19 protein-coding genes and 1 riboswitch are annotated in these 24,842 nt (G+C 74.7%); of the genes, 4 read left to right on the top strand and 15 right to left on the bottom strand.

What is annotated here, in order from left to right; all coding sequences use genetic code 11:
- The 7 genes from ACI79V_RS19525 to ACI79V_RS19495 form a co-directional block, all read right to left on the bottom strand.
- The coding region (locus ACI79V_RS19525; RefSeq protein ID WP_456891899.1) for an MFS transporter at nucleotides 1–343 on the bottom strand (343 nt) is incomplete at its 3' end.
- 323 nt (nucleotides 344–666) lie between these two features.
- Nucleotides 667–1,308 (bottom strand): TerD family protein, encoded by a 642-nt coding sequence (locus tag ACI79V_RS19520; protein WP_456891897.1) that lies wholly within the window; start codon nucleotides 1,306–1,308, stop codon nucleotides 667–669.
- Nucleotides 1,309–1,594: 286 nt separating this feature from the next.
- Nucleotides 1,595–3,340, bottom strand: coding sequence for a prolyl oligopeptidase family serine peptidase (locus ACI79V_RS19515; RefSeq protein WP_456891895.1), 1,746 nt, complete (start codon nucleotides 3,338–3,340; stop codon nucleotides 1,595–1,597).
- Between the two features lie 71 nt (nucleotides 3,341–3,411).
- A complete protein-coding gene (locus ACI79V_RS19510; protein WP_456891893.1) occupies nucleotides 3,412–4,392 on the bottom strand; it encodes an AIM24 family protein in 981 nt (326 codons plus the stop codon).
- 10 nt (nucleotides 4,393–4,402) lie between these two features.
- Entirely contained in the window at nucleotides 4,403–5,047 is a 645-nt protein-coding gene (locus ACI79V_RS19505) for an AIM24 family protein (RefSeq protein ID WP_456891892.1), read from the bottom strand.
- Nucleotides 5,048–5,050: 3 nt separating this feature from the next.
- On the bottom strand, nucleotides 5,051–5,668 hold the full coding sequence (locus tag ACI79V_RS19500) for an AIM24 family protein (RefSeq protein WP_456874240.1): 618 nt from the start codon (nucleotides 5,666–5,668) through the stop codon (nucleotides 5,051–5,053).
- A gap of 152 nt (nucleotides 5,669–5,820) precedes the next feature.
- A complete protein-coding gene (locus tag ACI79V_RS19495; protein WP_456891890.1) occupies nucleotides 5,821–6,942 on the bottom strand; it encodes a DUF475 domain-containing protein in 1,122 nt (373 codons plus the stop codon).
- 260 nt (nucleotides 6,943–7,202) lie between these two features.
- On the opposite strand from ACI79V_RS19495, the gene ACI79V_RS19490 reads away from it, so the two are divergent.
- Complete coding sequence (locus tag ACI79V_RS19490) at nucleotides 7,203–8,477, top strand: hypothetical protein (protein WP_456891888.1); 1,275 nt, start codon at nucleotides 7,203–7,205, stop codon at nucleotides 8,475–8,477.
- Nucleotides 8,478–8,479: 2 nt separating this feature from the next.
- On the opposite strand, the gene ACI79V_RS19485 is transcribed toward ACI79V_RS19490, so the two are convergent.
- The 8 genes from ACI79V_RS19485 to uvrB all read right to left on the bottom strand — a co-directional run bounded on the left by ACI79V_RS19485 (nucleotide 8,480) and on the right by uvrB (nucleotide 18,844).
- Nucleotides 8,480–9,286 carry a hypothetical protein gene (locus ACI79V_RS19485; protein WP_456891887.1) on the bottom strand — a complete coding sequence of 269 codons (807 nt, stop codon included), beginning with the start codon at nucleotides 9,284–9,286 and terminating at the stop codon, nucleotides 8,480–8,482.
- Nucleotides 9,283–10,410, bottom strand: coding sequence for a cysteine protease StiP family protein (locus tag ACI79V_RS19480; protein WP_456891885.1), 1,128 nt, complete (start codon nucleotides 10,408–10,410; stop codon nucleotides 9,283–9,285). The genes ACI79V_RS19485 and ACI79V_RS19480 overlap by 4 nt, the downstream gene beginning before the upstream one ends.
- Nucleotides 10,407–11,693 carry a phosphoribosyltransferase domain-containing protein gene (locus ACI79V_RS19475; RefSeq protein WP_456891883.1) on the bottom strand — a complete coding sequence of 429 codons (1,287 nt, stop codon included), beginning with the start codon at nucleotides 11,691–11,693 and terminating at the stop codon, nucleotides 10,407–10,409. Before ACI79V_RS19475 ends, ACI79V_RS19480 begins: the two co-directional genes overlap by 4 nt.
- The gene (locus ACI79V_RS19470; RefSeq protein WP_456891881.1) at nucleotides 11,690–12,892 is read right to left on the bottom strand and encodes an HpcH/HpaI aldolase/citrate lyase family protein; all 1,203 of its coding nucleotides are present in this window, start codon (nucleotides 12,890–12,892) and stop codon (nucleotides 11,690–11,692) included. Before ACI79V_RS19470 ends, ACI79V_RS19475 begins: the two co-directional genes overlap by 4 nt.
- 79 nt (nucleotides 12,893–12,971) lie before the next feature.
- On the bottom strand, nucleotides 12,972–14,348 hold the full coding sequence (locus ACI79V_RS19465; RefSeq protein WP_456891879.1) for a VWA domain-containing protein: 1,377 nt from the start codon (nucleotides 14,346–14,348) through the stop codon (nucleotides 12,972–12,974).
- Between the two features lie 204 nt (nucleotides 14,349–14,552).
- Nucleotides 14,553–15,149 carry a TerD family protein gene (locus ACI79V_RS19460; RefSeq protein WP_456874248.1) on the bottom strand — a complete coding sequence of 199 codons (597 nt, stop codon included), beginning with the start codon at nucleotides 15,147–15,149 and terminating at the stop codon, nucleotides 14,553–14,555.
- A 238-nt stretch (nucleotides 15,150–15,387) separates the two neighbouring features.
- The gene (locus tag ACI79V_RS19455) at nucleotides 15,388–16,488 is read right to left on the bottom strand and encodes a TerC family protein (protein ID WP_456891877.1); all 1,101 of its coding nucleotides are present in this window, start codon (nucleotides 16,486–16,488) and stop codon (nucleotides 15,388–15,390) included.
- Nucleotides 16,489–16,732: 244 nt separating this feature from the next.
- Nucleotides 16,733–18,844, bottom strand: a complete 2,112-nt coding sequence (gene uvrB / locus ACI79V_RS19450) for an excinuclease ABC subunit UvrB (RefSeq protein ID WP_456891875.1) — start codon at nucleotides 18,842–18,844, stop codon at nucleotides 16,733–16,735.
- Between the two features lie 479 nt (nucleotides 18,845–19,323).
- Here uvrB and glgX point away from each other — a divergent pair, with 479 nt between their 5' ends.
- From glgX to ACI79V_RS19435, 3 genes are all read left to right on the top strand, one after another.
- Nucleotides 19,324–21,438 (top strand): glycogen debranching protein GlgX, encoded by a 2,115-nt coding sequence (gene glgX, locus ACI79V_RS19445; protein ID WP_456891873.1) that lies wholly within the window; start codon nucleotides 19,324–19,326, stop codon nucleotides 21,436–21,438.
- Nucleotides 21,435–23,756: a malto-oligosyltrehalose synthase gene (treY, locus tag ACI79V_RS19440; RefSeq protein ID WP_456891871.1), complete on the top strand. Its 2,322-nt coding sequence runs from the start codon at nucleotides 21,435–21,437 to the stop codon at nucleotides 23,754–23,756. Before glgX ends, treY begins: the two co-directional genes overlap by 4 nt.
- Nucleotides 23,757–23,999: 243 nt before the next feature.
- Nucleotides 24,000–24,127: riboswitch (cyclic di-AMP (ydaO/yuaA leader) on the top strand.
- 3 nt (nucleotides 24,128–24,130) lie between these two features.
- A complete protein-coding gene (locus ACI79V_RS19435; RefSeq protein ID WP_456891869.1) occupies nucleotides 24,131–24,820 on the top strand; it encodes a transglycosylase family protein in 690 nt (229 codons plus the stop codon).
- Nucleotides 24,821–24,842 lie beyond the last annotated feature (22 nt).

The raw sequence follows: 24,842 nt of genomic DNA, 5'->3' as shown, positions 1-24,842 counted from the left end.
GCACCGAGCCGAGCACGAACACCGCGATGGCGAACAGGTAGAACGGCCGCCGGCCGTAGATGTCGGAGAGCTTGCCGTACAGCGGCGTGGCGATCGTCGAGGTGATGAGGAACGCCGTCGTCGCCCACGCCTGCAGGTCGTAGCCCTGCAGGTCGTCGGCGATCGTGCGGATGGCGGTGGCGACCACGGTCTGGTCGAGGGCGGCGAGGAACATCGCCACCATCAGGCCGACGATGATCGTGCGGATCTGCCGGTGGGTGAAGGCACCACTGGGATCCGCTCCAGCGGCCGCCGCGTGGGCGTCCCCCGGGTCGACCGCCCTGACGCGGGTGGTCTCGTTCATGAGCTCTCCCCGGGGAGGACCGGCCAGGACAGCGCTGCCGACGCCCCACCCGTGTCGTGGTGCCCGGTCCTCGGGGCAGCGGTCGTCGGCGTGGCCTCTCGTGGACCGTCTCGTCCGGCTACCGGCCCCGGATGAGATCTGTGTCAGGACCGGGCCCACGCTAGGGCCGGTCCGGCGACGGCCACATCCGTCGCAGGTCCCGTTCCGGGTGCACGACCATCGAGTAGGGAGGTCCGGGAGGCCCTACGACCCGAGGCGCGGGTCGCCGCCACGGGGCCGGCGCGCCCGGGGCTGGTGAGCCCCGGGCGCGCCGGCTCAGCGGCTCACTTGCGGCCGGGCGTCCAGTCCATGCCCCAGCCGTAGGTGCGGTCGAGCACGTCCTGGCCGCCGTGCACGTAGCGCACCTCGCGGTTGACGACGAGCTGCCCGCCCTGGTTCTGGATCATCGCGATCGCGCAGATCCGGGCCCGCGGGTCGTGCTCGTCGAGACGCACCTCGATCTGCGGCCCGCTCGCCGGGAACATCGTGACGACGGCGTCGGCCTGACCCCAGTTCGGCACGCCCTCGTAGATCAGCGCGAACACCAGGATCCGGCGGATGAGCTGCGTGTGCTGCAGGTCGATCAGCAGGTTCTCGCCGCCGGAGCTCGAGCCCGACCGGTCGTCGCCGTCCAGCCACGCGATCGCCCGGCCGCCGCCCAGGTCGTGCTGGCCGCGGAAGGCGTTGCCCAGCGCCTGGATGACGCCCTTCGACCCGTCGGCGTACTCGTAGAGGCAACCCAGGTCGAGGTCGATCGCCCCGCCGCCGGCGGCCGCGGCCAGCCGCTTGAGGAAGCCGCCGCCACCGCCTCCGCCGCCCCCAGGCCTGGAGGTCCAGTTGAGGTTGACCCTCAGCACGCCCGTGGTGCCGGCCGTCTTGGTCAGCGAGACCGACGGCGAGGACTTGGTGAGCGACACCTTGCTCATGTTCACGCCGCCCGGCTGCGTGGCCGGCGACTGCTGCCCGTACGGCTGCGGCTGACCGTGGGGACCGGGCTGCGGCGGCTGACCCTGCGGCGGCTGACCCTGCGGCGGCTGACCCTGCGGCGGCTGGCCCTGCGGCGGCTGGGGCGGCGGGGACTTCGGACGTTTCGTGTAGTCGACCACGGAGACCTCCCGCAGGCCCCCGGCGGACCGGGTCCTGCTCGCTGAGCGGCGGATTGCGTGCCCCGACCCTAGGGGGCCCCCCTCTCCTCCGGTCCGCGCCCCGCGCTCAGCCGGAGGCCTCCGCCACCTCGTCGGCGGGCCCCGTCGCCGCCACGGGCAGCCAGCGGTCCCACCAGTCGAGCAGGTGCTCGAGCCGGGCCGCCCGGTGCCGCGGCCGGCCCGCCGCGGGGTCGTCCCCGGGGACGAGCAGCAGCGCGCTGGGCACCCGCCGGCGCTGCAGCGCCGCGAACAGCCGCCGGCCGGCCCCGGCCGGACAGCGCTCGTCCTGCACGCCGAGCGTCGGCGTGACGACGGCCGCGACGTCGGCGGGGTCGTCCGCCCCCCACGGGTCGAGCCCCCCGGTCCAGTCGACGACGGCGGCCGCGAACCGGTCGGTGCGGGTCAGCAGCGGCACGCTGCCGGGCCCGCCGGCGAGACCGACCCGGCCGGCGTCGAGGGCGGGGTCGGCGAGGACGGCGTCGAGCAGGGCGAGCACGTCGCCGGCGTCCGCGTCGCACCGCACCACCGCGTAGCCGGCCGAGACGTGCACCTGCACCTCGTCGGCCAGCGACCACTCCGGCCGCGCCGGTCCGGGCTCCAGCAGCACGGGGTGCGGGCCCGGCCCCGGCGGCACGGTCACCCACACCCGCTGCTCCGTCCCGTCCGGGGTGACGACGGCGCGCTGCGCGGTGCGGTGCAGCCGACCCGTGGCGCCCAGCGCGGAGCCGAAGCCGGTGAGCAGCCGACGCCTGCTGGGCGTGATCGCGACCAGCTCCCCGGCCGAGCGGTCGTGGGCGACCGTGGCGACGACGACGCCGGCCGCGGCGGAGCACCCGCGCACGGCGAACGGGCCGTCGACCAGCGTCGCGGGCGGGCCCCCGTCGAGCGGCACCCGCACCAGCTCCACGGCACCCTCCCGCTCGGCGCCCACGAGCGCCGCGCCGCCGTCGCGCACGGGCCCCGGCGCGCCGTCGGGCACCACCCGCCCCGGCACCGGCTCGAGCTCGCCCCCGGACACCGGTACCCGGCACAGGACCGGCGCGGACGCGGTGACGTCGAGACCGTCGGGCCCCAGGTCGGGGCGGGCGACGACGAGGACCGTCGTGCCGGCCGCGTCGAACACCGGCTGCCGGCACGCGCCGCGGCTGCGGGTGACCCGCCGCGGGCGGCCGCCGGTCGCCGGGACCAGGTAGACGTCGCGGACGGCGTCGCGGTCGGCGCCGGGGTGCCGGGCGGCGACGAAGGCGAGGGCGGTGCCGTCGGGCGACCAGGTCACGTCGGCGTCGTGCCCGGCGCCGTCGGTCAGCTGCCGCGGCGCCGCGAGCGCACCGGCGTCGTCGCCCAGCGGGTCCGCCGGCAGGTCGAGGACGACCACGCAGGTCCGTGGCGCACCGGCACGGGTGCTCAGCGACGTGACCAGCCGCGGCCCGTCGTGGGCCTCGGGCACGGGGGCGATCCAGGCCAGCCGCCGGGAGTCCGGCGACCACACCGGGGCGCCGGCGCCGGCCGGCGCGTCGGTGAGCCGCCGGGGGGCGCCGCCGGCGGTGGGCAGCAGGTGCACCTGCGGCGGGCCGCCGAGGGGAGCCGACAGGTAGGCCAGCCAGCGCCCGTCCGGGGAGAACGCCGGCGCGGAGTCGTGCGCGCTGGAGGTGAGCGGGCGGGCCGGCGCGGAGCCGTCGGTGGGCACGGCCCACAGCTGCCCGCGGACGCCGTCGGCGTCGGCCCGGTCGACGGCGACCACCGCCATGCGCCCGTCGGGCGAGACGGTGGGCGTCCCCGGCGTGCGCACGAGGGCGAGGTCGGCGGGCCGCATGGCGCACCGAGCGTAGTGCAGCGCTCACCCCCGGCCCGGGTCCGCGCGGGACCCGGGCCGGGGACGGCGGGCTACTGCTGCTGGGACCGGGCGACGAGCCGGTGGCCCAGCGAGCCGGCCTGGCTGTTGGTGAGCAGCTGCGTCTGGGACTCGACCAGCCGCAGCACGGCCGGGTCCTCGCGGGCCACCTCGGAGGACTGCAGCAGGATCGTGCCCTGACCGGTGAAGTCGTACTGCCGCTCCTCGCCGGAGGCCCGGCCCAGCGCGCCGGAGAGCATCCCGCGCAGGTTCTGGGTCATCCACTGCGCGTCGTGGTGCACCGACGGCGACGGGCAGTCGGCCCAGCCGAGCAGCGCGTCGGGGTCGGCCCGGAACGGCGGCTCGACGAAGATCACCGGCCCGTTGGACGAGGCGATGAACTTCCCCGTCCCGATGAGGGTGACGAAGCCCGGCACGATCGACTGCTTGAGCTCCAGCTGCTTGGAGAAGGCGCAGAGGTTGCTCGCCTTGATCGTCAGGTTGCCGTCGTCGAGGTCGTAGCTGTTGAGGTCGAAGCCCCGGTCGCCGATGAGCAGCTTGCCGTGGCCCTGGGCGACCACCCAGTCGGAGATGTACACCGGGCTGGAGAAGCGGGCGGCGACCCACGCCTGCGCCGACGAGTACTCGGTGACCGCGTCGAACTGGATGTTGCCGTAGTACGCGAGCATCGCGCCCTTGCTCATGAACCACTCGCCGTTGAGGGCGATGCAGAACACGTAGGGGTTGACGTTGTCGTCGTCGGGCAGCGTGTGCGGGTTCAGCGTGCTCGGCACGCCGCTGGGCTGGCCGCCCGGCGCCGGCTGGCCGCCGTAGGGCGGCTGCGGCTGACCGCCGTAGGGCTGTGGCTGCCCGCCGGGGTGCTGGGGCGCGCCGTAGGGAGGCTGGCCGTAGGGCGGCTGGCCGTACGCGGGCTGCGGCTGACCGCCGTAGGGCTGCGGCTGGCCGTAGGGCTGGGGCTGGCCGTAGGGGTTGCCCTGCGGCTGGCCGTAGGGGTTGCCGGGGGGGTAGGTCATCTCGTCGCCCTCAGAACTTCTTCTCGCTGGCCTGCACGTACACGGTGCCGTGGCCGCTGATCCTCAGCTGAAACGCCTCACCGGACCCGCGGCCGACGACGTCGCGGAAGCCGACCTTGGCCGCGAGGTCGACCGACAGCTGGCCGACGTGGCCGACGTAGGCCTGCGGGTCGACGCCGACCTGCTGCCCGGCCAGCTGCAGCGGGAACGCGCCGCCGTGCGACAGCAGCGCGACCGCGCCGCGGCCGTGGACGTTGGTGGTGAACAGGCCCTGCCCGGTCATCGCGCCGCTGATCGCCTGCCGGATGCCGCCCGAGCCGAGGAACTGCACGCTGGTCTGCAGGGTCGCGTCGTGCGCCAGCAGCCGGTCGGCCTCGCACACCAGGGCGGCGTTGCCGTCGAGCTCCAGGACGGTGACGTGCAGGCCCTTGTAGCCGTAGAGCACCTGGCCGGTGCCCTCGGTGGCCATCATCGGGTTGGACTCGCCGGACATCGCCGCCCCGACCATGCCGCCGATGCCGCGGCCCTGCCCGTGCACCGGGCGGAACGTGACCTGCCCGGAGTAGCCGAGCATCGAGCCGCGGCGGGCGAGCACCGGGGTGCCGGGGCCGACGTGCGCGCGCACGACCTTGCTGTTGACGGTCTCGAAGGACATGGCTCAGCGCTCCGCGGACTGGACGAGCACCAGGCCGGAGCCGGTGAAGCGGAGCGAGAACGGTTCGCCGGCGTCCTCGCCGACCAGCGACTTCCACGAGACGCCCGACACCAGGTTCATCGACAGCTGGCCGCGGGAGCCGACGTAGGCGTCCGGGTCGACGACGAGGTCGGCACCGGGCGCGACCTCCAGCGCCATGACCGGGCCCTCGGACACGATCGCCACCTGCCCGTGGCCGGTGACCGTCGTCGTCGCCAGGCCGTGTCCGCTGGTCATGCCGCGCAGGCCGGCGAACTGGACGTCGAGGCGCAGCTGCTCGGTGTGGGCGAGGATGTGCTGGCTCTCGACGGTGAGCGTGTCGCCGGCCAGGTCGACGACGAGGACGTCCATGGCGTCGAGCGCGAGGTAGACGCGGCCGTGGCCGGCGCAGTCCATCAGTGAGAGGCTCTCGCCGGCGACGGCGCGCTTGAGCGCCGCGCGCATGCCGCCGCCCCCGCCCATGCCGGAGCTCTTGAAGTCGACGTTGCCCTCGACGGCGACCATCGAGCCGCTGGCGGCCCGGACGCGGTCGCCCTGGAGGTCGGCGTGCAGGACGCGTTTGTGGGCGGTGAGCAGTGCCACGGATGCCTCTCGGTACGGGGATCGGGACCGGCGGGACCGTAACCGGAGGTCCCCCCGCGCGGAAGGTGCTCCGCCCCGGACCCACTCCCGGGTGTCCCGGACGCACCAGCGGCCCCGGGGCGGGTGCCCCGGAGCCGCTGGGAGGGACGGCGTCAGCGCCGGCCGGCGACGACCTCCTCCTCGCGCGGCTCCTCGGCGTGGGCGGGCACCGCGGCCCGCTCCCGCCGGGACTCCAGGACGCTGCTGACCACCGCGGCGATGATGAACAGCAGGCCGGTCAGGCCGGTGACGTACTCGCTGATGTGGAACCGCAGCTCGAGGATCATGATCGCGGCGAGGAACCCGATGGCCCACATCGCGCCGTGCTCGAGGTAGCGGTACTCGTCGAGGGTGCCCTTGTCGACCATGTAGATGGTCAGCGACCGCACCCAGAAGGCGCCGATGCCCAGGCCCAGCGCGATGATGAAGATGTCGCTGCTCAGGGCGAAGGCGCCGATGACGCCGTCGAAGGAGAACGACGCGTCGAGCACCTCGAGGTAGAGGAACGCGGCGAAGCCGGCGCCGGCCACGGCCTTGGTCGCGGTGCCGGCCGCGTTGCCGCCGGTGGTCGACGCGCCGGTGGCGGTCACGTCGTCGGCGTCGTCGTCCTCCGGGGCCTCCATGAGCTCGTTGAGGCCGCCGATCAGCAGGTAGGTGAACAGGCCGGCGAGGCCGGAGACGAGCACGGTGGCGTACTTGTCGTCGTCGGCGATCTGCGAGCCGATGTAGATGACCGCCAGCGCGATGATGATCGCGAGGTAGGGCAGCTTGCCGGCCTTGGCCAGCGGGCGCTCCAGCCAGGCCAGCCAGTGGATGTCCCGCTCCTCGTCGAAGAGGAAGTTCAGGAAGATCATCAGCAGGAAGATGCCGCCGAAGGTGTAGATCGCCTCGGCCGCGGCCTCGACGTTCTCGGCGTAGGCCTCCTGGTCCGACAGCGCCAGGTCCCACACCTCGGGGATGGACAGCTGCGCGGTGACCGCGACCAGCACGATCGGCAGCAGCAGCCGCATGCCGAACACGGCGATGAAGATGCCGACGTAGAGGAACAGCTTCCGCCACAGCGGGCTCATCCGGCGAAGCACCTTGGCGTTGACCACGGCGTTGTCGAACGAGAGACAGACCTCGAGCACGCCGAGGACGGCGACGGCCAGCAGGGCCGCCGGACCGCCGAACAGCACGGCGGTGACGAGCGCGGCCACCGTCAGACCGACGGAGAAGCCGAAGTAGCGGAGCATCAGGGTTTCCTTTCCGACGCCTGACGGACGAGGCGGCGACGAGTACGGCAGACAGCACCGAGCCGGATCGGCCGGGAGGCGAACCCACGGTCCAACGGGCCCCGGGTGCCAGACGTTCCCGCCGCCCGGGCGGCGGGCGACGGGTGTGACGGAGTCGACCGGACGGGCGGACCGGACCGTCCGTCCGGGAGCGCGCGGTCCCGACGTGGTAGGCACGACGCCGGGGCGCGAGCGCGCCGGCGACGCGGAGGGAGACGGTCGTGGGCGGGCTCGGTGGTGACCCCGCTCCCCGGTGGTGGCGGCGCGACCGGGAGGCCGGCCGGCGCGAGGCGGGCGCGGCCCGCGAGGCCGCCGCCGCGGCGATGCTGGAGCTCGACGCGGCCCTGGCCGACCTGCCCGACGCGGTGGCCGCGGCCGAGGAGGCCGGCGGGACCGCGGGCGCCGGTGGACGACGGGCTCACCACCACATCCCCGTCCCCGACTCGTTGGCGCGCGACTGGCACGACCTCTCGACGCACGCCGACGCGGTCATCGGACACTACCTGCAGGCGCTGGCCGGTCACGACGACGTCGACCCCGGGCGCGCCCGCGCCGCGGCCCGGGAGCTCGACGCCGCCGCGGCCGCGCTGCGCGGGGTCCTCGACCAGGTGCGGCGCTTCCGCGAGCAGTACGGTGAGGTGCTCGCCGCCGCCACCGGCGTCCGGGCCTCCGCCGGCGCGGCCGTGGCCGCGGCGTCGGCCGCGCTGACCGCCGCCCGCGACGCGCTCGCCGGTTCCGCCGCCACCGGCCTGACCGACCCCGGGGTGCCGGTCCTGCTCGACGACGCCGCCACCGCGCTGGCCGGCGCGGAGGCGGCCCTCGCCCAGCGCCGGGCCGCCGACGCGGTGGCCGCGGCCGAGCGGGCCCGCCGGGCCGCCGACGCGGGGGCCGAGCGGCTCCGGGGGCTGGCCGGCCGTGCCGCCGAGGTGCGCCGCGGCGCGGCGTCGGTGCGCACCCGCCGGGAGGCGCTGGGCACCCGCCACGAGCGGCTGGCGCCGGTGATGAGCGAGCTGCGGCGGCGCTATCCGCTGTCGGCGTGGGCCGACGTCGAGCGCGCGCCGCAGCGGGCGGCCGAGGCGCTGGCCGAGGCCGACGCGGCGCTGACCGCGCTCACCGCGGCGCTGGACGCGTCCCCGGTCGACGTGCCGGAGGCCGCCGCGCAGCTCGTCCGGGTCCGCGCCGCGGCCGGGCGGGTCGACGACGAGGTGCGCGCGGCGACCGAGCGGCTGGCCCGGCTGGACGCCGTCCGGTCCGATCCGGCATCGCTGCTGGGCGCGGTGCAGCGGGCCGTCGTCGACGCCCGGCGGTTCCTGGCCGGGCTGCCCGAGGACCGCGCCCGCCGCTACCGGCGGACCTTCGAGGACCTCGCCCGCCGGCTTCCGGCGCTGGAGGCGGCCGCCCGCGCCGACCGGCCGGACTGGGGCGCGGTGCTGCGGGAGGCCGAGTCGATCGAGCGGGGGCTGGCCGGGCTGGTGCGCACCGCCCGGGCGGAGTGACCTCACGTCCGCTCGAGCAGCCAGCGCACGATCTCCTCCCCCGCCGCGGCTCCGGTGGCCGCGGTGACCGCGACCCGCGCGCCGGTCCAGCCCTGCTCGTGCAGCTCGCCGTGCGCGGGCCGGACGGCGGCGTCGGCGGCGAGCAGCATCGGGGCGTCGAGCAGGCTGTCGCCGGCGCACAGCAGCCGCGGCGCGGGGCCGGCGCCCGCGAGCAGCCGGCGCAGCCGCAGCAGCCCGGCGGCCTTGGACAGCCCCGCGGGGACGACGTAGACCTTGCGGCCCTGCACGCTGAGCGTGGCCCCGGCGGCGGCCGCGGCGGCGCCGGCAGCGGCGAGCCACTCCTCCGGGATCGCCTCGCGCGCGTGCGCGACCAGGTAGCCGAACAGGCCCTCGGCGGCGCGCACGGTGCGCACCCAGGGCTCGCCGGCCACCGCCTCCAGCGGCGCGAGCAGCTCGGCCAGCGGCCCCGCCTGCGCCGCGGTGGCCGCCGCCCAGGCGTCCCACTCGGGGTCCCGCACGCCGTCGGCGAGCAGCACGCCGCCGTTGCCGCACAGCGCGTAGCGGGGCACCACCGGCAGCTGCACCCGCTCGTACTGCGCGGCGGTGCGGGTGGTCACCGGGACGAGGACGGCGCGGCGCGCCAGCTCGGCCAGCAGCTCCCACGACGCCGGGGTCGCGTGGCTCAGCGGGGCGCCGTCGAGGTGCTCGACGACCCGCAGCCCGTCGGTGCCGCCGGCCGCGGACGCGGAGTAGATGAGCGTGCGGTCGAGGTCGACGGCGGCCAGGGTCGCCGGCAGGACGGCGGTCACCGGCCCACCGGCCGGATCAGCCCGACGCAGGAGTAGGGCAGGCCGGGCACCTCGACCAGCGGCACCCCGCGGGCCTGCGCGAGGGCGACGACGTGCCGCAGGTCGGCGGCGCGGTCGGGCCGGACCAGCACCTGCCACGGCACCCGGCGCAGCAGCACCCGGGTGGTCTCCCCCACCCCGGGCTTGACCAGGTTGACGTCGGCGATGCCGTGCTCGGCGGCGATCGCCTCGACCGCCGCCCACCCGGCCCAGGTCGGCCGGCGCCGCGCGGCGGGGACGTCGTCGGCCGGGGCGACGGCGGGGAACGCGGCCGCCACGGTGTCGACGAACAGCGCGGAGACGTCGGCGCCGGCGAGCTCGGCGTAGTACTTCGCGCCGTGGAACATTCCCGGGCCGATGAGGTCCTCGCGCAGCACGGTCCGCGACACCAGCCCGGACACCGTGCTGTTCAGGCAGGCGCTGGGGATGAGGAAGTCGTCGCGGGTGCCGAACAGCTCGGTGCACACCCCGGGGTCGGCCAGCACGGCGAGCCGGTCGTCCAGCGCGGCGTGCTCGGGGTGCGCGGCGACCCAGCCGGCGACGGCCTCGGTCAGCTGTCGCTGGATGGCGCCCTTGCCGGTCCAGCCGTCGACGAAGCGCACCGCACCGGCCGGGTGGCGGGCCAGCACGTGCGCCATCGCCACCTGGTCGATGCCGCGGCCGCGGATGATCGAGACGGTGTAGTGCGGCACGTCGATGCCGCGCGAGGCCCGGAACCAGCGGCGCAGCAGCACGCCGATCGGCGTCCCGGCGCGGGCCAGCGAGACCAGGACGGGGGTGTGCCCGGCGGCGGCCGCGGCGTCCCACACCAGCTCGCCGACCCGGGCGACGGCGTCGGCGAGCCGCTCCGCCGACGCCTCCAGCGCGCTGGTGAACAGTGCGAGGTAGGCGTCGTCGGGCTGGTACTCGACCGGCAGCATCTCCGAGTAGTGGGTGCCCGACTGGATGGCCTCCTCGCGGTCCTCGGTGCCGCGCTCGAGCGCCACCCCGGACAGGTCGGTGAGCAGCCAGGTGACGTCCTCGACGGGGTACGAGCCGAACCGGCCGGGCACCGCCGGCGCGAGCGGCGGCTGCAGCGCGGTCACGGGGCCGGCTCCGCCAGCGGCGAGGACAGCGGCACGGGGACCACGTGCACCGCGCGGGCGGCGAACGGTTGCAGCGCCTCCGCCAGCGGCGCGGCGTCGGTGGCCGGGGCGTCGACCACGACCACGACGTCGTCGGCGCGCAGGTCCGACCACGGGCCGGCCGGGGGGACGGCCGCCGGGTCGGCGAGGTTGTGCACCCGCGAGGTGCGGGCGGGCTCGTCGGGGGCGGGGAAGGCCAGGCTGCGGCGCAGGGCGTAGCCGGGGTCGTCGGCGGCGTGCACGGGGCTCCGGGTGGTCGACTGGGTGGTGACGGGGACGTCCGCGAGCCGCCGGTCGAGGGCGGCGGCGAGCACGGTGGGCGCGTACATGAGCTCCTCGGTGCCGAGCACGAGGACGCCGCGGCTACCGGCCAGCGCCGGCGCCAGCGCGGCGGCGGCCGTGCCGGCGGCCGCGTGCAGCCGGGTGGTGCCGGCGGCGGTCAGCCCGTGCCGGGCGGTGGTCGGCGCGCCCGCCGGCCACAGCCCCTCGTGCACGCGGACCGCGCCGGGCGCCCCGGTGGGCAGCGGCGCCGGGCCGGGCAGCCCGGCGCGGGCGGCCGCGGCCCGCTCGAGGACGTCGTCGGGGAGGGTGAGCGCGGTTGTGAGGACGGCGGCGACGTCGACCCGCACGCCCAGCGCGGCGGCCCGCTCGGCGAACGCGGCCCGGGCGGCGGGCGGCCGGGCGTCGAGCAGCGCGCCGATCACGTAGCGCGACCGCGGCCAGCGGGCGTGCAGCTCGGCGACGGTGTTGAGCGCGGTGCGCCCGCTGGTCAGCTCGTCGTCGACCAGCACCAGCGGGCCGGGCGCGGCCAGCGTCACCGGCCCGGCCGGTTGCAGGGCGTGGGCCACGGCGTGGGAGTGCTCCTCCTCGAACGCGGCGGCCACGGGCACGCCGGGGTGCACCCGCCGCGTGGTGGACAGGGCGGTCGCGCCGAGCCGGGCGGCCGCGGCGTGGCCGAGCCCGGTGGCGGTCTCGCAGTAGCCGACGACCAGGCCGGGCAGCTCGCCGCCGAGGACGGCGGCCACGGCGTCGCCGACCGCGTGCCCGGCGGCGAGGACGTCGGCGGGGGCGACCGGGACGTGCTTGCCGAGCACACGGGAGACGACGAGGTGGGCGCGGCGCGGGTTGTCGCGCAGCGCGAGGCCGCACAGCGTGGCGAAGCGGCCGGGGTCGGACGCCCGCACGTCGAGCAGCGCGGAGACGGTGCCGCCCAGCCAGGGGGCACCGGTGATCGTGGTGGTCACGCCCGGTGGACCTCGTTCCCGCCGAACACCTCGGCCAGCCGGCGCTCCCCGGCCGAGAGCAGGTCGACCAGCGCGGCCTCGTCGGCGACCACGCCGTACACCGCGGCGCGGCGGCTGATCAGCTCGGCCCACAGCGCGTGCGGGCCGATCTCGTTCATCCGGCCGTTCTCGGACACCGCGATCCCGCCGCGGCCGCGGGCGGTGAGGATCTCGAGGGCGTCGTCGTACTCGGTGCGGGAGACGGTGAGCAGCGCGTTGACCACCGCGACGTGCGCCGGGTGGATGACGGTCTTGCCGAGCACCCCGTTGGCCTTGTCGAGGGCGACCTCGCGCACCAGGCCGTCGAGGTCGCCGGCGATCATCCGCTGCCGCAGCCGGCCCTCGTGCTGCTCGGTGAACGGCGACTGCCGCAGCTGCGGCTTGAACAGCCGCGGGCCGGGGATGTGCTCCCAGACCGCGCCGGTCACCACGTGCTCGCCGCCCCGGGTGAAGCGGTTAACCACGTCGGCCAGACAGTCGCGGACCACGGCGACGTCCCAGATGGTGGTGTCGCGGTCGCGGCGCAGGCCGAACAGCCCCGACAGGTCGGTGCCGCCCACGCGCAGGCACAGCACCTGCTCACGGTGGGCGGCGACCACCTCGGCGAGGGCGGCCAGCGCGTCGGCGCGGGTCTCCCGCCACGCGAGGTCGGGCGTCTCGAGGATGGGCATGCCGTACAGCGGGTGGCCGGTGTCCGCGCTGACCTCGGCGATCGCCTCGAGCATCGGCCCGAGGGTGGCGCCGGTGGCCTTGGGCAGGCTGAACCCGGTCAGCCGGGACAGCGCCGCACCCGCCCCGACGGCGATCGAGCGGATCTGTTCGGGCGTGCGCACCCGCACGAACACCAGCGGCAGCGGCGCGGTGTCGCCCTCGGCCACCCGGCGGTCGATGCGCTGCAGCGCCGCGACGACGTTGGCCTCGGCCTCCCCCACGGCGGCGTGCGGGATGGCGTCCTCGAGGCACCACACGGTGCTCGTGGCCCCGGCCGCGGCGGCACGGGCGGCGTCGGCATCCAGCAGCGGCCGGGTGCCGGGGGTGTAGAGCGTCGCGCCGAGCGCGAGCGCCAGCATGGCGCGCGGCGTGGCGGGGCCGACCTCCCCCGGCGGGACGGCGAACAGCCGCTCCCGCTCGTCGTCGGTCAGGTAGGCGAAGTGGCGCACGGTCGATCCCTCTCACCCTCTGCTGGATGCGGGCTGGACGGGGCCTGGACGGCCGGTGTGGGTCTCGGGCAGGTGCGGCTCAGGGACGCAGCAGGCCCTGGGCGCGCGCCCGGCGCAGCCAGCCGGGGTACTCGGTCATCAGCCGGTCGAACAGCGCGTCGTCGCTGATCGGCCGGCGGCCCATCAGGTCGTCCTGGTCGACGGCGAAGAAGTCGGCGTTGTCGGTGTAGCGGCCCTCGAGGTCGTCGAGTTGCTGCAGGTAGGAGAACTGCCGCTCCGGGCCGATGCCCATGAACTGCCAGAACACCGGCTCGTAGGACGCCGACCGGATCTGCCGGGTGGCCACCGCCTTGTCGCTGGGGGCGCCGTCGGTCAGGAACATGACGTAGACGGGCACCTGCGCCGGCTGCGGCTCCACGCGCTCGCGGCTGTCGCCGAAGTAGGCCTGCCGGACGGCGGCCATCGCGGCGCCGTAGCGGGTGTCGTACTCCAGCGGGTACCGGGAGGTGAGCTCGGCGATGTACTGCTGGTGGCCCTCCAGCTGCAGACCCGGCTCGGGCCGGTGCACGTCCTTGCCGAAGAGGAAGACGTCGACGACGCCGTCGTCGTCGAAGCGCAGGCCCAGCGCGAGCACCCGCTCGGCCAGCCGCTGGACGGCGCCGGCGCGGTAGAGCGCGGCCATCGAGCCGGAGATGTCGAGGACCAGCGCCACCCGGGCGGTGTGCTCGCCCAGGCCGCGCTTCTCCAGGCTGACCCCGGCGGACTTGACCAGGCTGAGCATCTGCGGCGCCTGCGTGGCGAGCTTCTTCTCGAGGTCGACCAGCCGCCGCTTCTCCATGCTGACCGGCGGCGCGCTCGCGGCAGGTGCGGGCGGCGGGGCGGCGGGAGCGGCCGGCGCCGGGGCGGCGGAGGGCTCGTCGTCGACGCTGACGCCGACGTCGGTGGCCATGGCCGCCAGGCCGCCGGTGTAGCCCTGCCCGACCGCGCGGACCTTCCAGTCGGCCCCGCGGCGGTAGACCTCGGCGAAGACCAGCGCGGTCTCCGGTCCGGCGGCCAGCTCGCAGCGGACCGCCGCCGGCGCGCCGCCGTCGGGCGCCACCTCGACGGCCAGGCCGGTGAGCCCGCCGAAGGTGCCCGCGCCGTCGAGGGAGGCGCCGATGACGACCTTCTCCACGTCGGCGGGCAGCGCGGCCGGGTCGATGCGGACCCGGTCGACGGTGACGCCGCCGCGGACGGACTTGCCGAGGTGGCGCACCGCGCCGCCGGCACCCGCGGGCTGGTTGTAGAAGACGAAGTCGTCGTCGCTGCGGACCCGGCCGGCGCCGGTGGTGAGGAACGCCGAGAGGTCGGCGTCGACGCCCGGCGCCGGGTTCCAGGTGAGGGTGACGACGACGGGACCGGTCAGGCCGGCCTGGGCCAGGCCGACGTTGCCGCCCCGGGTCAGGACGTGGACCACGCTGCCGCCGCTCAGCCGAGGGAGCGGGGTGCGGGCGGGTGGACGGCGGCCACCGGGGCAGCGGGCATGGCGGGGCGGGACCTCCGGGTCTCGGGGGCTGGGTCGGAAGCGCGGGGACAGTACGTCGGGGAGACCCGGAACGGGAGGGGTCGGCGCGCGCGGGGGCACCGGGCCCGGACGGGTGCCGTCCGGGCCCGGTGGCGGTCAGCCGACGTTGACGCCGAAGTCCTGGGCGATGCCGCGCAGGCCGGAGGCGTAGCCCTGGCCGACGGCGCGGAACTTCCAGTCCGGGCCGTTGCGGTAGAGCTCGCCGAACACCATGGCGGTCTCGACCGAGGCGTCCTCGGTGAGGTCGTACCGGGCGATCTCCGAGCCGTTGGCCTGGTTGACGACGCGGATGAAGGCGTTGCGCACGGCGCCGAAGTTCTGCTTGCGGTTGTCGGCGTCGTAGATCGAGACCGGGAAGACGATCTTGTCGACCGTCGGCGGGACCCCGGCCAGGTTGACCTGGATGACCTCGTCGTCGCCCTCGCCCTGACCGGTGAGGTTGTCACCGACGTGGACGACCGAGCCGTCGGGGCTGCGGAGGTTGTTGAAGAAGACGAAGCCCGAGTCGTCGGGGGTGACCTTGCCACCGGCGTCGACCATGATCGCCGACGCGTCGAGGTCGAAGTCGCCCCCGGAGAACGTGTTGACGTCCCAGCCCAGGCCCACGTTCACCGCGGTCAGGCCCGGCGCCTCCTTGGTCAGCGAGACGTTCCCGCCCTTGGAGAGGCTGACACCCATCAGTTGGACTCCCATGTCACTGTCGGTCACGCAGCGGCGGTCGCCGCTGGCGCAGCACGCCGGACGGGCCGGCGCCACCGGGCAGGTGCGCAGGCGCGGGCGCCCGGCGCTGTCCCCCGGCACCGCTGCGCCGGGCCCCGGTCGGGCACCCGGCGGAGCGGACGTGTCTCGGATACTGCCGCACGGTCACCGGGAGCAACAGGCTCGGCAACGCGGGCGGGGTGCCCCGCCCGGGTGACCCCGCGGACCGCGGTCAGGCCGGTGGTGCGGGCCGGCTCGCCGGCCGCGGCTGGTCCTCGCTCTGCCGCTCCGCGGTCGGGACCCCGGTCTCGCCGGCCACCGCGGCCGCGCCCCGGCCGACGGTGCCCTGCGCGGCGGCCTCGCGGGCGTCGCGGCGGCTGCGTGCGAGGCTCGCGACGGTGGTGACGAACAGGGTGACGACGATGACCGCCAGCGACAGCCAGGTCGGCACCTCGGGGATCGCGGTCACGTGCTCGCCGCCGTTGATGAACGGCAGCTCGTTCTCGTGCAGCGCGTGGATGAGCAGCTTGATGCCGATGAAGCCGAGGATCACCGCCAGGCCGTAGTGCAGGTAGACCAGCCGGTCGAGCAGGCCGTCGATGAGGAAGAACAGCTGCCGCAGGCCCAGCAGCGAGAAGGCGTTGGCGGTGAAGACGAGGAAGGTCTCCTGCGTCAGGCCGAAGATCGCCGGGATCGAGTCGACCGCGAAGAGGATGTCGGCGCTGCCGATGGCGACCAGCGCGATGGCCAGCGGGGTGATGTACCGCTTGCCGTCGATCTTCGTGGTCATCCGGTCGGAGTGGTACTCCTGCGTCGTCGGCACGATCTTCCGGGTGAGCCGGAGGAACGCGTTCTCCTTGAACTCGTCGTCGTCGTGGCCGCTGGCCCGCGCCTGGGCGATGGCGGTGTAGATGAGGAACGCGCCGAAGAGGTAGAAGACCCAGCTGAAGTTCTCGATCGCCGCGGCGCCGAGGAAGATGAAGACCGTCCGCAGGACGAGGGCGAAGGCGATGCCGAACAGCAGCACCTTCTGCTGCAGCTCCCGGGGCACCGCGAAGCTGGCCATGATCAGGACGAAGACGAACAGGTTGTCCACCGAGAGGCTCTTCTCGGTGATGTAGCCGGCGAAGTACTCACCGCCGTACTGCGCGCCCGCGAACCACCAGACCAGGATCCCGAACACGATGGCGAGCGCGACGTAGATCGCCGACCAGGTGGCGGACTCGCGCAGGGTGGGCGCGTGCGGCGTGCGCACGTGGCCGATGAAGTCGAACGCGATCATGGCCACGATCGCGGCGACGGTGATCCCCCACACCCAGAGCGGGACGTCCATCAGGCGGTACCTCCGGTCCACTGGCAGCTGTCAGCACCGGAGGTCTCTCCCACCGACCGGGAACCGGTCGGCCGATGGCGCCGGGGCCGCGGCCCGTGCTGACGACACCACCGCGTCGGGATACTCCCCTCCACGCGGGACCGGTACCCGCACAACAGGGCGCGCCACACGGGAGGTCCGCAACGGCCAACGGCCGGTGGACCGTTCCGGGTTCCCGGTCGATCCGGACGGTTGCGTCTGCTTCCTAGGCGTGGGCGGCGTCGAGCTGGCGCAGCTCCTTCTTCAGCTCGGACAGCTCGTCGCGCAGCCGGGCGGCCACCTCGAACTGCAGCTCGCGGGCGGCGGCGAGCATCTGCTCGTTCATCTGGCTGATCAGGTCGGCCAGCTCCGCCCGCGGCAGGCCCTGGACGTCGATGGCGCCGGCCTTCCCGCGGGTCTTCGACGACAGCCCCGGGACCGGTGCCTTGCCGCGCGACTGCTGGCGGCCCGAGCCCCCGACCAGCTCCGCGCCGCCGTCCTCGGCCTCGCGGTAGATGCCGTCGAGGATGTCGACGATCTTCTTGCGCAGCGGCTGGGGGTCGATGCCGCGCTCGCGGTTGTAGGCGATCTGCTTCTCGCGGCGCCGGTTGGTCTCCTCGATCGCGGTCGCCATCGAGGGGGTGATCGTGTCGGCGTACATGTGCACCTGCCCGGACACGTTGCGGGCGGCGCGGCCGATCGTCTGGATCAGCGAGGTGCCCGAGCGGAGGAAGCCCTCCTTGTCGGCGTCGAGGATGGCCACGAGGGACACCTCGGGCAGGTCGAGCCCCTCGCGCAGCAGGTTGATGCCGACCAGCACGTCGTACTCGCCCTGCCGGAGTTCCCGCAGCAGCTCCACCCGGCGCAGGGTGTCGACCTCGGAGTGCAGGTACCGCACCTTGATCCCCAGCTCGAGCAGGTAGTCGGTGAGGTCCTCGGCCATCTTCTTGGTCAGCGTGGTGACCAGGACCCGCTCGTCCTTCTCCACCCGCACCCGGATCTCGTGCACCAGGTCGTCGATCTGGCCCTTGGTCGGCTTGACCACGACCTCGGGGTCGACCAGGCCGGTCGGGCGGATGACCTGCTCGACGACGTCGCCCTGGACCCGGCCGAGCTCGTAGGGCCCCGGCGTCGCCGACAGGTAGACCGTCTGGCCGATCCGGTCGGTGAACTCCTCCCACTTCAGCGGGCGGTTGTCCATCGCCGAGGGCAGCCGGAAGCCGTGCTCGACCAGCGTCCGCTTGCGGCTCATGTCGCCCTCGTACATGCCGCCGATCTGCGGGACGGTGACGTGGGACTCGTCGATGACCAGCAGGAAGTCGTCGGGGAAGTAGTCGATGAGACAGGCACCTGCCGAGCCCGCCGCGCGGCCGTCGATGTGCCGGGAGTAGTTCTCGATGCCGGAACAGAAGCCGACCTGGCGCATCATCTCGATGTCGTAGGTGGTGCGCATGCGCAGCCGCTGCGCCTCCAGCAGCTTGCCCTGCCGCTCGAGCTCGGCCAGCCGCTGCTCGAGCTCGGCCTCGATGGCGGTGATGGCCCGCTCCATGCGCTCGGGGCCGGCGACGTAGTGGGTGGCGGGGAAGACGAACAGCTCCTCGACCTCGCGGACCACCTCGCCGGTCAGCGGGTGCAGGTAGTACAGCCGCTCGACCTCGTCGCCGAACATCTCGATCCGGACGGCGAGCTCCTCGTAGACCGGGAAGACCTCGATCGTGTCGCCGCGCACCCGGAACGTGCCGCGGGTGAAGGACAGGTCGTTGCGGGTGTACTGCTCCTCGACCAGCGTGCGCAGCAACTCGTCGCGGTCGCGCTCCTCCCCCACCGAGATCCGCAGCGCCCGGTCGACGTACTCCTGCGGGGTTCCCAGGCCGTAGATGCAGGACACGGTGGCGACCACGACGACGTCGCGCCGGGTGAGCAGCGCCTGGGTGGCGGAGTGCCGCAGCCGCTCGACCTCCTCGTTGATCGAGGAGTCCTTCTCGATGTAGGTGTCGGTCTGCGGGACGTAGGCCTCGGGCTGGTAGTAGTCGTAGTACGAGACGAAGTACTCGACGGCGTTGTCGGGCAGCAGCTCCCGGAACTCGTTGGCCAGCTGCGCGGCGAGCGTCTTGTTGGGCGCCATCACGAGGGTGGGCCGCTGCACCTGCTCGATGAGCCAGGCCGTGGTGGCCGACTTGCCCGTGCCGGTGGCGCCGAGGAGCACGGAGTCCGTCTCGCCCGAGTTCACCCGCCGGGCGAGCGCCTCGATCGCGGCCGGCTGGTCGCCCGAGGGCTGGAACTCGCTGACGACGCGGAAACGCCCCTGGGTGGGCCGGATGTCGGTGGTCGCGCGCACGGGAACGACGGTACGACCGACCGGCGACAGAAACCGGTGGGACCGGACGTGGCCCCTGCGACGGACGGGACCGGGGGGACGCCGCCGGTTGACCGATCGCGGCCTCGGTGCTCGTGCCGGTGCAGCCCGGGCGCTAGCGTGACGCCTCGCAGGAGCGCGCGCCAGGGACCAGTGCCACCCGGACGCCGGGCGAGGTCGGACCCCGCGACGCGCTCCCCGGACCGGGCCACCGACGGCACCGCCGGACCTGCGCACGACGCCCCCCGCGGCCTGCCGCGGGGGGCGTCGTCGTCCGGGGCGCCCCGGACGGTGGGCGGGAGGCGCGGACGTGACCTCCGCCGCGTCAGGTGTGGAGCCGCCCCTTTCGGGCAAGGGACGCGCGGGCACCCTGTGCCCAGACCCCCTGCCGACGGTCGTGGCGGGGGGCCACCGCGCCCCCTGACCCCGCCGGGGGCGCCCGTGCAGGAGGAAACACGTCCATGACCCAGGTGTGGCCCGGAACGGCCTACCCCCTCGGAGCCACGTTCGACGGCACCGGCACCAACTTCGCGATCTTCAGCGAGGTGGCCGAGAAGGTCGAACTGTGCCTGTTCGACGACGACGGCACCGAGACCCGCATCCGGTTGCCGGAGATGGACGGCTACGTGTGGCACGCGTTCCTGCCCGGCATCCAGCCCGGGCAGCGCTACGGCTACCGCGTGCACGGCCCCTACGACCCCGCGCAGGGGCTGCGCTGCAACCCGAACAAGCTGCTGCTCGACCCCTACGCGAAGGCCATCGACGGCCAGATCGACTGGGACCCGTCGGTCTTCGGCTACGACTTCGACACCGGCGAGCGCAACGACGAGGACTCCGCGGCGCACATGCCGAAGTCCGTCGTCGTCAACCCGTACTTCGACTGGGGCGTCGACCGCCCGCCGAGGACGCCGTACCACAAGACGGTCATCTACGAGGCCCACGTCAAGGGCCTGACCATGACCCACCCCGACGTGCCCGAGGAGCTGCGCGGCACCTACGCCGGCATCGCGCACCCCGCCGTCGTCTCCTACCTGCAGGGCCTCGGCGTCACCGCGATCGAGCTCATGCCGGTCCACCAGTTCGTGCAGGACGACACCCTCCAGCAGAAGGGCCTGCGCAACTACTGGGGCTACAACACCATCGGGTTCTTCGCGCCGCACGACGAGTACGCGAGCAACACCGACAACGGCATGCAGGTGCAGGAGTTCAAGGGGATGGTCCGCACCCTGCACGAGGCGGGCATCGAGGTCATCCTCGACGTGGTCTACAACCACACCGCCGAGGGCAACCACCTCGGGCCGACGCTGTCGTTCAAGGGCATCGACAACCGCGCGTACTACCGGCTGGTCGAGGACGACCCGCAGTACTACATGGACTACACCGGCACCGGGAACACGCTCAACGCCCGGACGCCGCAGGCGCTGCAGTTGATCATGGACTCGCTGCGGTACTGGGTCACCGAGATGCACGTCGACGGGTTCCGCTTCGACCTCGCCTCGGCGCTGGCCCGCGAGCTGCACGACGTCGACCGGCTCTCGGCGTTCTTCGACCTGGTGCACCAGGACCCGGTGGTCAGCCAGGTGAAGCTGATCGCCGAGCCGTGGGACGTCGGCGAGGGCGGCTACCAGGTGGGCAACTTCCCGGCGCTGTGGACGGAGTGGAACGGCAAGTACCGCGACACGGTGCGCGACTTCTGGCGCGGGGAGAGCGCCACGGTCGGGGAGTTCGCCAGCCGGATCACCGGCTCCTCGGACCTCTACCAGCACTCCGGGCGGCGCCCGGTGGCCAGCATCAACTTCGTCACCGCCCACGACGGCTTCACGCTCACCGACCTGGTCTCCTACAACGAGAAGCACAACGAGGCCAACGGCGAGGGCAACAACGACGGCGAGAGCCACAACCGCAGCTGGAACTGCGGCGTCGAGGGACCCACGACCGACCCGAAGGTGCTCACCCTGCGCGCCCGCCAGCGGCGCAACTTCCTCGCCACGCTGATGCTCAGCCAGGGCGTGCCCATGCTGCTGCACGGCGACGAGCTGGGCCGCACGCAGAAGGGCAACAACAACGGCTACTGCCAGGACTCCCCGCTGACCTGGATCCACTGGGACGAGGTCGACGAGGGGCTGCTGGAGTTCACCAAGCTGGTCACCCGGCTGCGCACCGAGCACCCGACGTTCCGGCGGCGGCGCTTCTTCCACGGCCGCCCGGTCCGCCGGGCGGAGGGCGAGCCGGTGCAGGACATCGCCTGGCTGACCCCCTCCGGTGACCTCATGACCGAGGACGACTGGGACGCCGGCTACGCCAAGTCGATCGGCATGTACCTCAACGGGCACGGGATCCGGTCGACCGACGAGCGCGGCGAGGACGTCGTCGACGACCACTTCTTCCTGGCCTTCAACGCCCACCACGAGCCGATCGAGTTCGCCCTGCCGCCCGAGGAGTACGCGCAGGTGTGGACCGTCGTCCTCGACACCGCCGAGCTGGGCGAGGTCGAGCGCGTCGAGCTCAAGCCGGGCGAGTCGCTGACCCTGCAGGACCGGTCGATGGTCGTGCTGTCGGCCAAGCGCCGCTCGTGAGCGGCCCGACGGGCCAGGAGCGCCGGCGCGCCGTCCCCACGGCGACCTACCGGCTGCAGGTGACCGCCGACTTCACCCTCGACGACGCCGCCACGGTGGCCGGCTACCTGGCCGACCTCGGTGTCAGCCACGCCTACTCCTCGCCCCTGCTGCGCGCGGCGGCGGGCAGCACGCACGGGTACGACACGGTCGACCACGCGCACGTCGACGAGTCGCGCGGCGGGCGGGCTGGCCTGGACCGGTTCGTCGCCGCACTGCACGAGCACGGCCTGGGGCTGGTGCTCGACCTGGTGCCCAACCACATGGGCGTGGCCGACGCGGCCGAGGCGCCGTGGTGGTGGGACGTGCTGCGGCACGGGCGGGACAGCGCGCACGCGGCGGCATTCGACATCGACTGGGACTTCGGCGGCCGGGTGCGCATCCCGGTGCTCGGCTCGGCCGACGACGTGGCGGAGCTGGAGGTCGTCGACGGGGAGCTGCGCTACTACGACAACCGCTTCCCCATCGCCCCGGGCACCGGGGAGGGGTCCCCGCAGGAGGTGCACGACCGGCAGCACTACGAGCTGGTCGACTGGCGGCGGGCGGACTCCGACCTCAACTACCGCCGCTTCTTCGCCATCAACACCCTCGCCGGGCTGCGCGTGGAGGACCCCGAGGTCTTCCGCGCCACCCACGAGCTGGTGCTGGAACTGGTGGCCGACGGCGCGGTCGACGGGCTGCGGATCGACCACCCCGACGGCCTGGCCGACCCGAGGGGCTACCTCGACCGGCTGGCCGAGGCCTCGGGCGGGCGCTGGACGGTGGTCGAGAAGATCCTCGAGCCCGGCGAGGACCTCCCGGAGAGCTGGCGCACCGCCGGCACCACCGGCTACGACGCCCTCGCCGAGGTCGACGACGTGCTGGTCGACCCGGCCGGCGAGGCGGCGCTCACCGCGCTGGACACGGAGCTGTCGGGCCGCGAGGTCGACTACGCGCGGCTGGTGCACCACTGCAAGCGCGAGGTCACCGACGGCAGCCTCGGCTCGGAGGTCGCCCGCCTGGTGCGGGTGATCGGCGAGCTGCCCGGGATCGACGTCGAGACGGAGGAGGAGGCGCTGGCCGAGCTGCTGGCCAGCTTCGACGTCTACCGCACCTACCTGCCCGACGGCCGCGAGCACCTCGACGCCACGGTGGCCGCCGTCCGCGACCGCCGTCCCGACCTGGTCGCCGCGGTCGACGCGCTGCACCCGGTGCTGGCGCGGGCCGGCACCGAGGCGGCCACCCGGTTCGAGCAGACCAGCGGCCCGGTGATGGCCAAGGGCGTCGAGGACAGCGCCTACTACCGCTGGGCCCGGTTCGTGGTGCTCAACGAGGTGGGCGGCGACCCGGCCCGGTTCGGCAGCACGGTCGCGGAGTTCCACGAGGCGCAGGCCCGGCGGCGGGCGCGCAAGCCCGAGTCGATGACCACGCTGACCACGCACGACACCAAGCGCAGCGAGGACACCCGGGCTCGGCTGGCCGTGCTCGCCGAGGTGCCCACCGAGTGGGCGGACCTGGTACGCGGCTGGCTCGCGCGCCACCCGCTGCCCGACCGGCCGCTGGCGCACCTGGTGTGGCAGAACCTGGTCGGCGCCTGGCCACTGTCGCGCGAGCGGGCGCACGCCTACGCCGAGAAGGCCGCCCGGGAGGCGGGCACCTCGACGACGTGGACCGACGTCGACGAGGCCTTCGAGGCGCAGCTGCACGGGATGGTCGACGCCGCGTACGACGCCCCGGCGACCAACGCCGAGATCGAGGCGTTCGTCGCCCGCATCGGCCCGGCCGGGCGGTCCAACGCGCTGGCGCAGAAGCTCGTGCAGCTGACCATGCCCGGCGTCCCCGACGTCTACCAGGGCACCGAGATGGAGGACCGCTCGCTGGTCGACCCCGACAACCGCCGCCCGGTCGACTACGACGAGCGCCGGCGGCTGCTGGCCCGCCTCGACGGCGGTGAGGTGCCCGGGGTCGACGACACCGGCGCGGCCAAGCTGCTGGTCACCTCCCGGGCGCTGCGGCTGCGCCGGGACTCCCCGGAGCTGTTCTCCGGCTACACGCCGGTCGAGGCCACCGGCAGCGCCGCCGGCTCCGTCGTCGCCTTCGACCGGGGCGGAGCGGTCACGGTGGCGACCCGGCTGCCCGTGGCGCTGGCCGCCACCGGCTGGGGCGACACCGCGCTGGCGCTGCCCACGGGCGCCTGGCGCGACGTGCTGACCGACACCCGGGTCGTGGCCGACGCCGGCGGGGCGCCCGTGGCGGGCCTGCTCGCCCGGCTGCCCGTGGCGCTGCTCGTCCGAGGATGAGACGGAGGTCACGGCGGCGCCGCCCGGCGCCGCCGTGACCTGCGGTGCCGCGCCCGGGCCGGACCCGGGACGCCGGGCGGCACGCCGTGACGGGTGGGGCCGGTGTGCCGTCCCGTGATGCGACCGTTACCTTGGCTCCCGCACGCGGCCGACCGACGGCGGCGTGCCGGAGCCGGTCCGCCGAACCCCGTCCGCCGGGCTCCGTTCCTCCTGCACAGCCAGGACGGGGGTGGGGGACCCATCTCGGCGTGTGCGCCGCGGTCACGGGGGGACCGGACGCAGCGCCTGGGGGTGAAGCCGCACACGTGCGGCCGGGGCACCGATCGCTCCGAACCCGACAGCTCACCTCGCAGGCGGCGGATCGGAGATCCCGCATGCGCACGTCCACGTCCTTCCTCCGCCGTGCCCTCGTGACGACCGGCGTGGCCGCGGCCGCGATCGGCGTCGCGGCCGGCCCGGCCTCGGCCGCCGCCCCCAACGACTGGGACGCCGTCGCCCAGTGCGAGTCCAGCGGCAACTGGAGCATCAACACCGGCAACGGCTACTACGGCGGCCTGCAGTTCAGCCAGAGCACCTGGGAGGCCTTCGGCGGCCTCGACTACGCCCCGCGCGCCGACCTGGCGACCAAGGCGCAGCAGATCGCCGTCGCCGAGGCCACGCTCGACGTCCAGGGCCCGGGCGCCTGGCCGACCTGCGGCAAGAACCTCGACCCGTCGGCGCCGGAGGCCGGCTCGCCCGAGGCCGCGGCTGCCCCGGCCCCCGCGCCGGCCCCCGCGCCGGCTCCGGAGCCGGCCGCCGCTCCTGCCCCCGCTCCCGCTCCGGCCGCCGAGGAGCCGGCGCCGGCACCGGCCGAGGACGCCGACCGCAGCTGGGACCGCGGCTCCCGCTGGGACCGCGGCGACGGTGAGGGCGGCTCCTACGTCGTGAAGAGCGGCGACACCCTCGGCAAGATCGCGAGGGCGCAGGGCGTCGACGGTGGCTGGCGGGCGGTGTGGGCCGCCAACCGCGACGAGTGCAGCGACCCGAACCGGATCTACGTCGGTCAGGAGCTGCAGCTCCCGTGAGTCCTCCGGCAGCCGGGGGGTC

It is taken from the genome of Geodermatophilus sp. SYSU D00700, from assembly GCF_054050255.1.
Note: the sequence above shows the minus strand (reverse complement) of the source record. Positions and strands in the feature narration are given on the sequence as shown.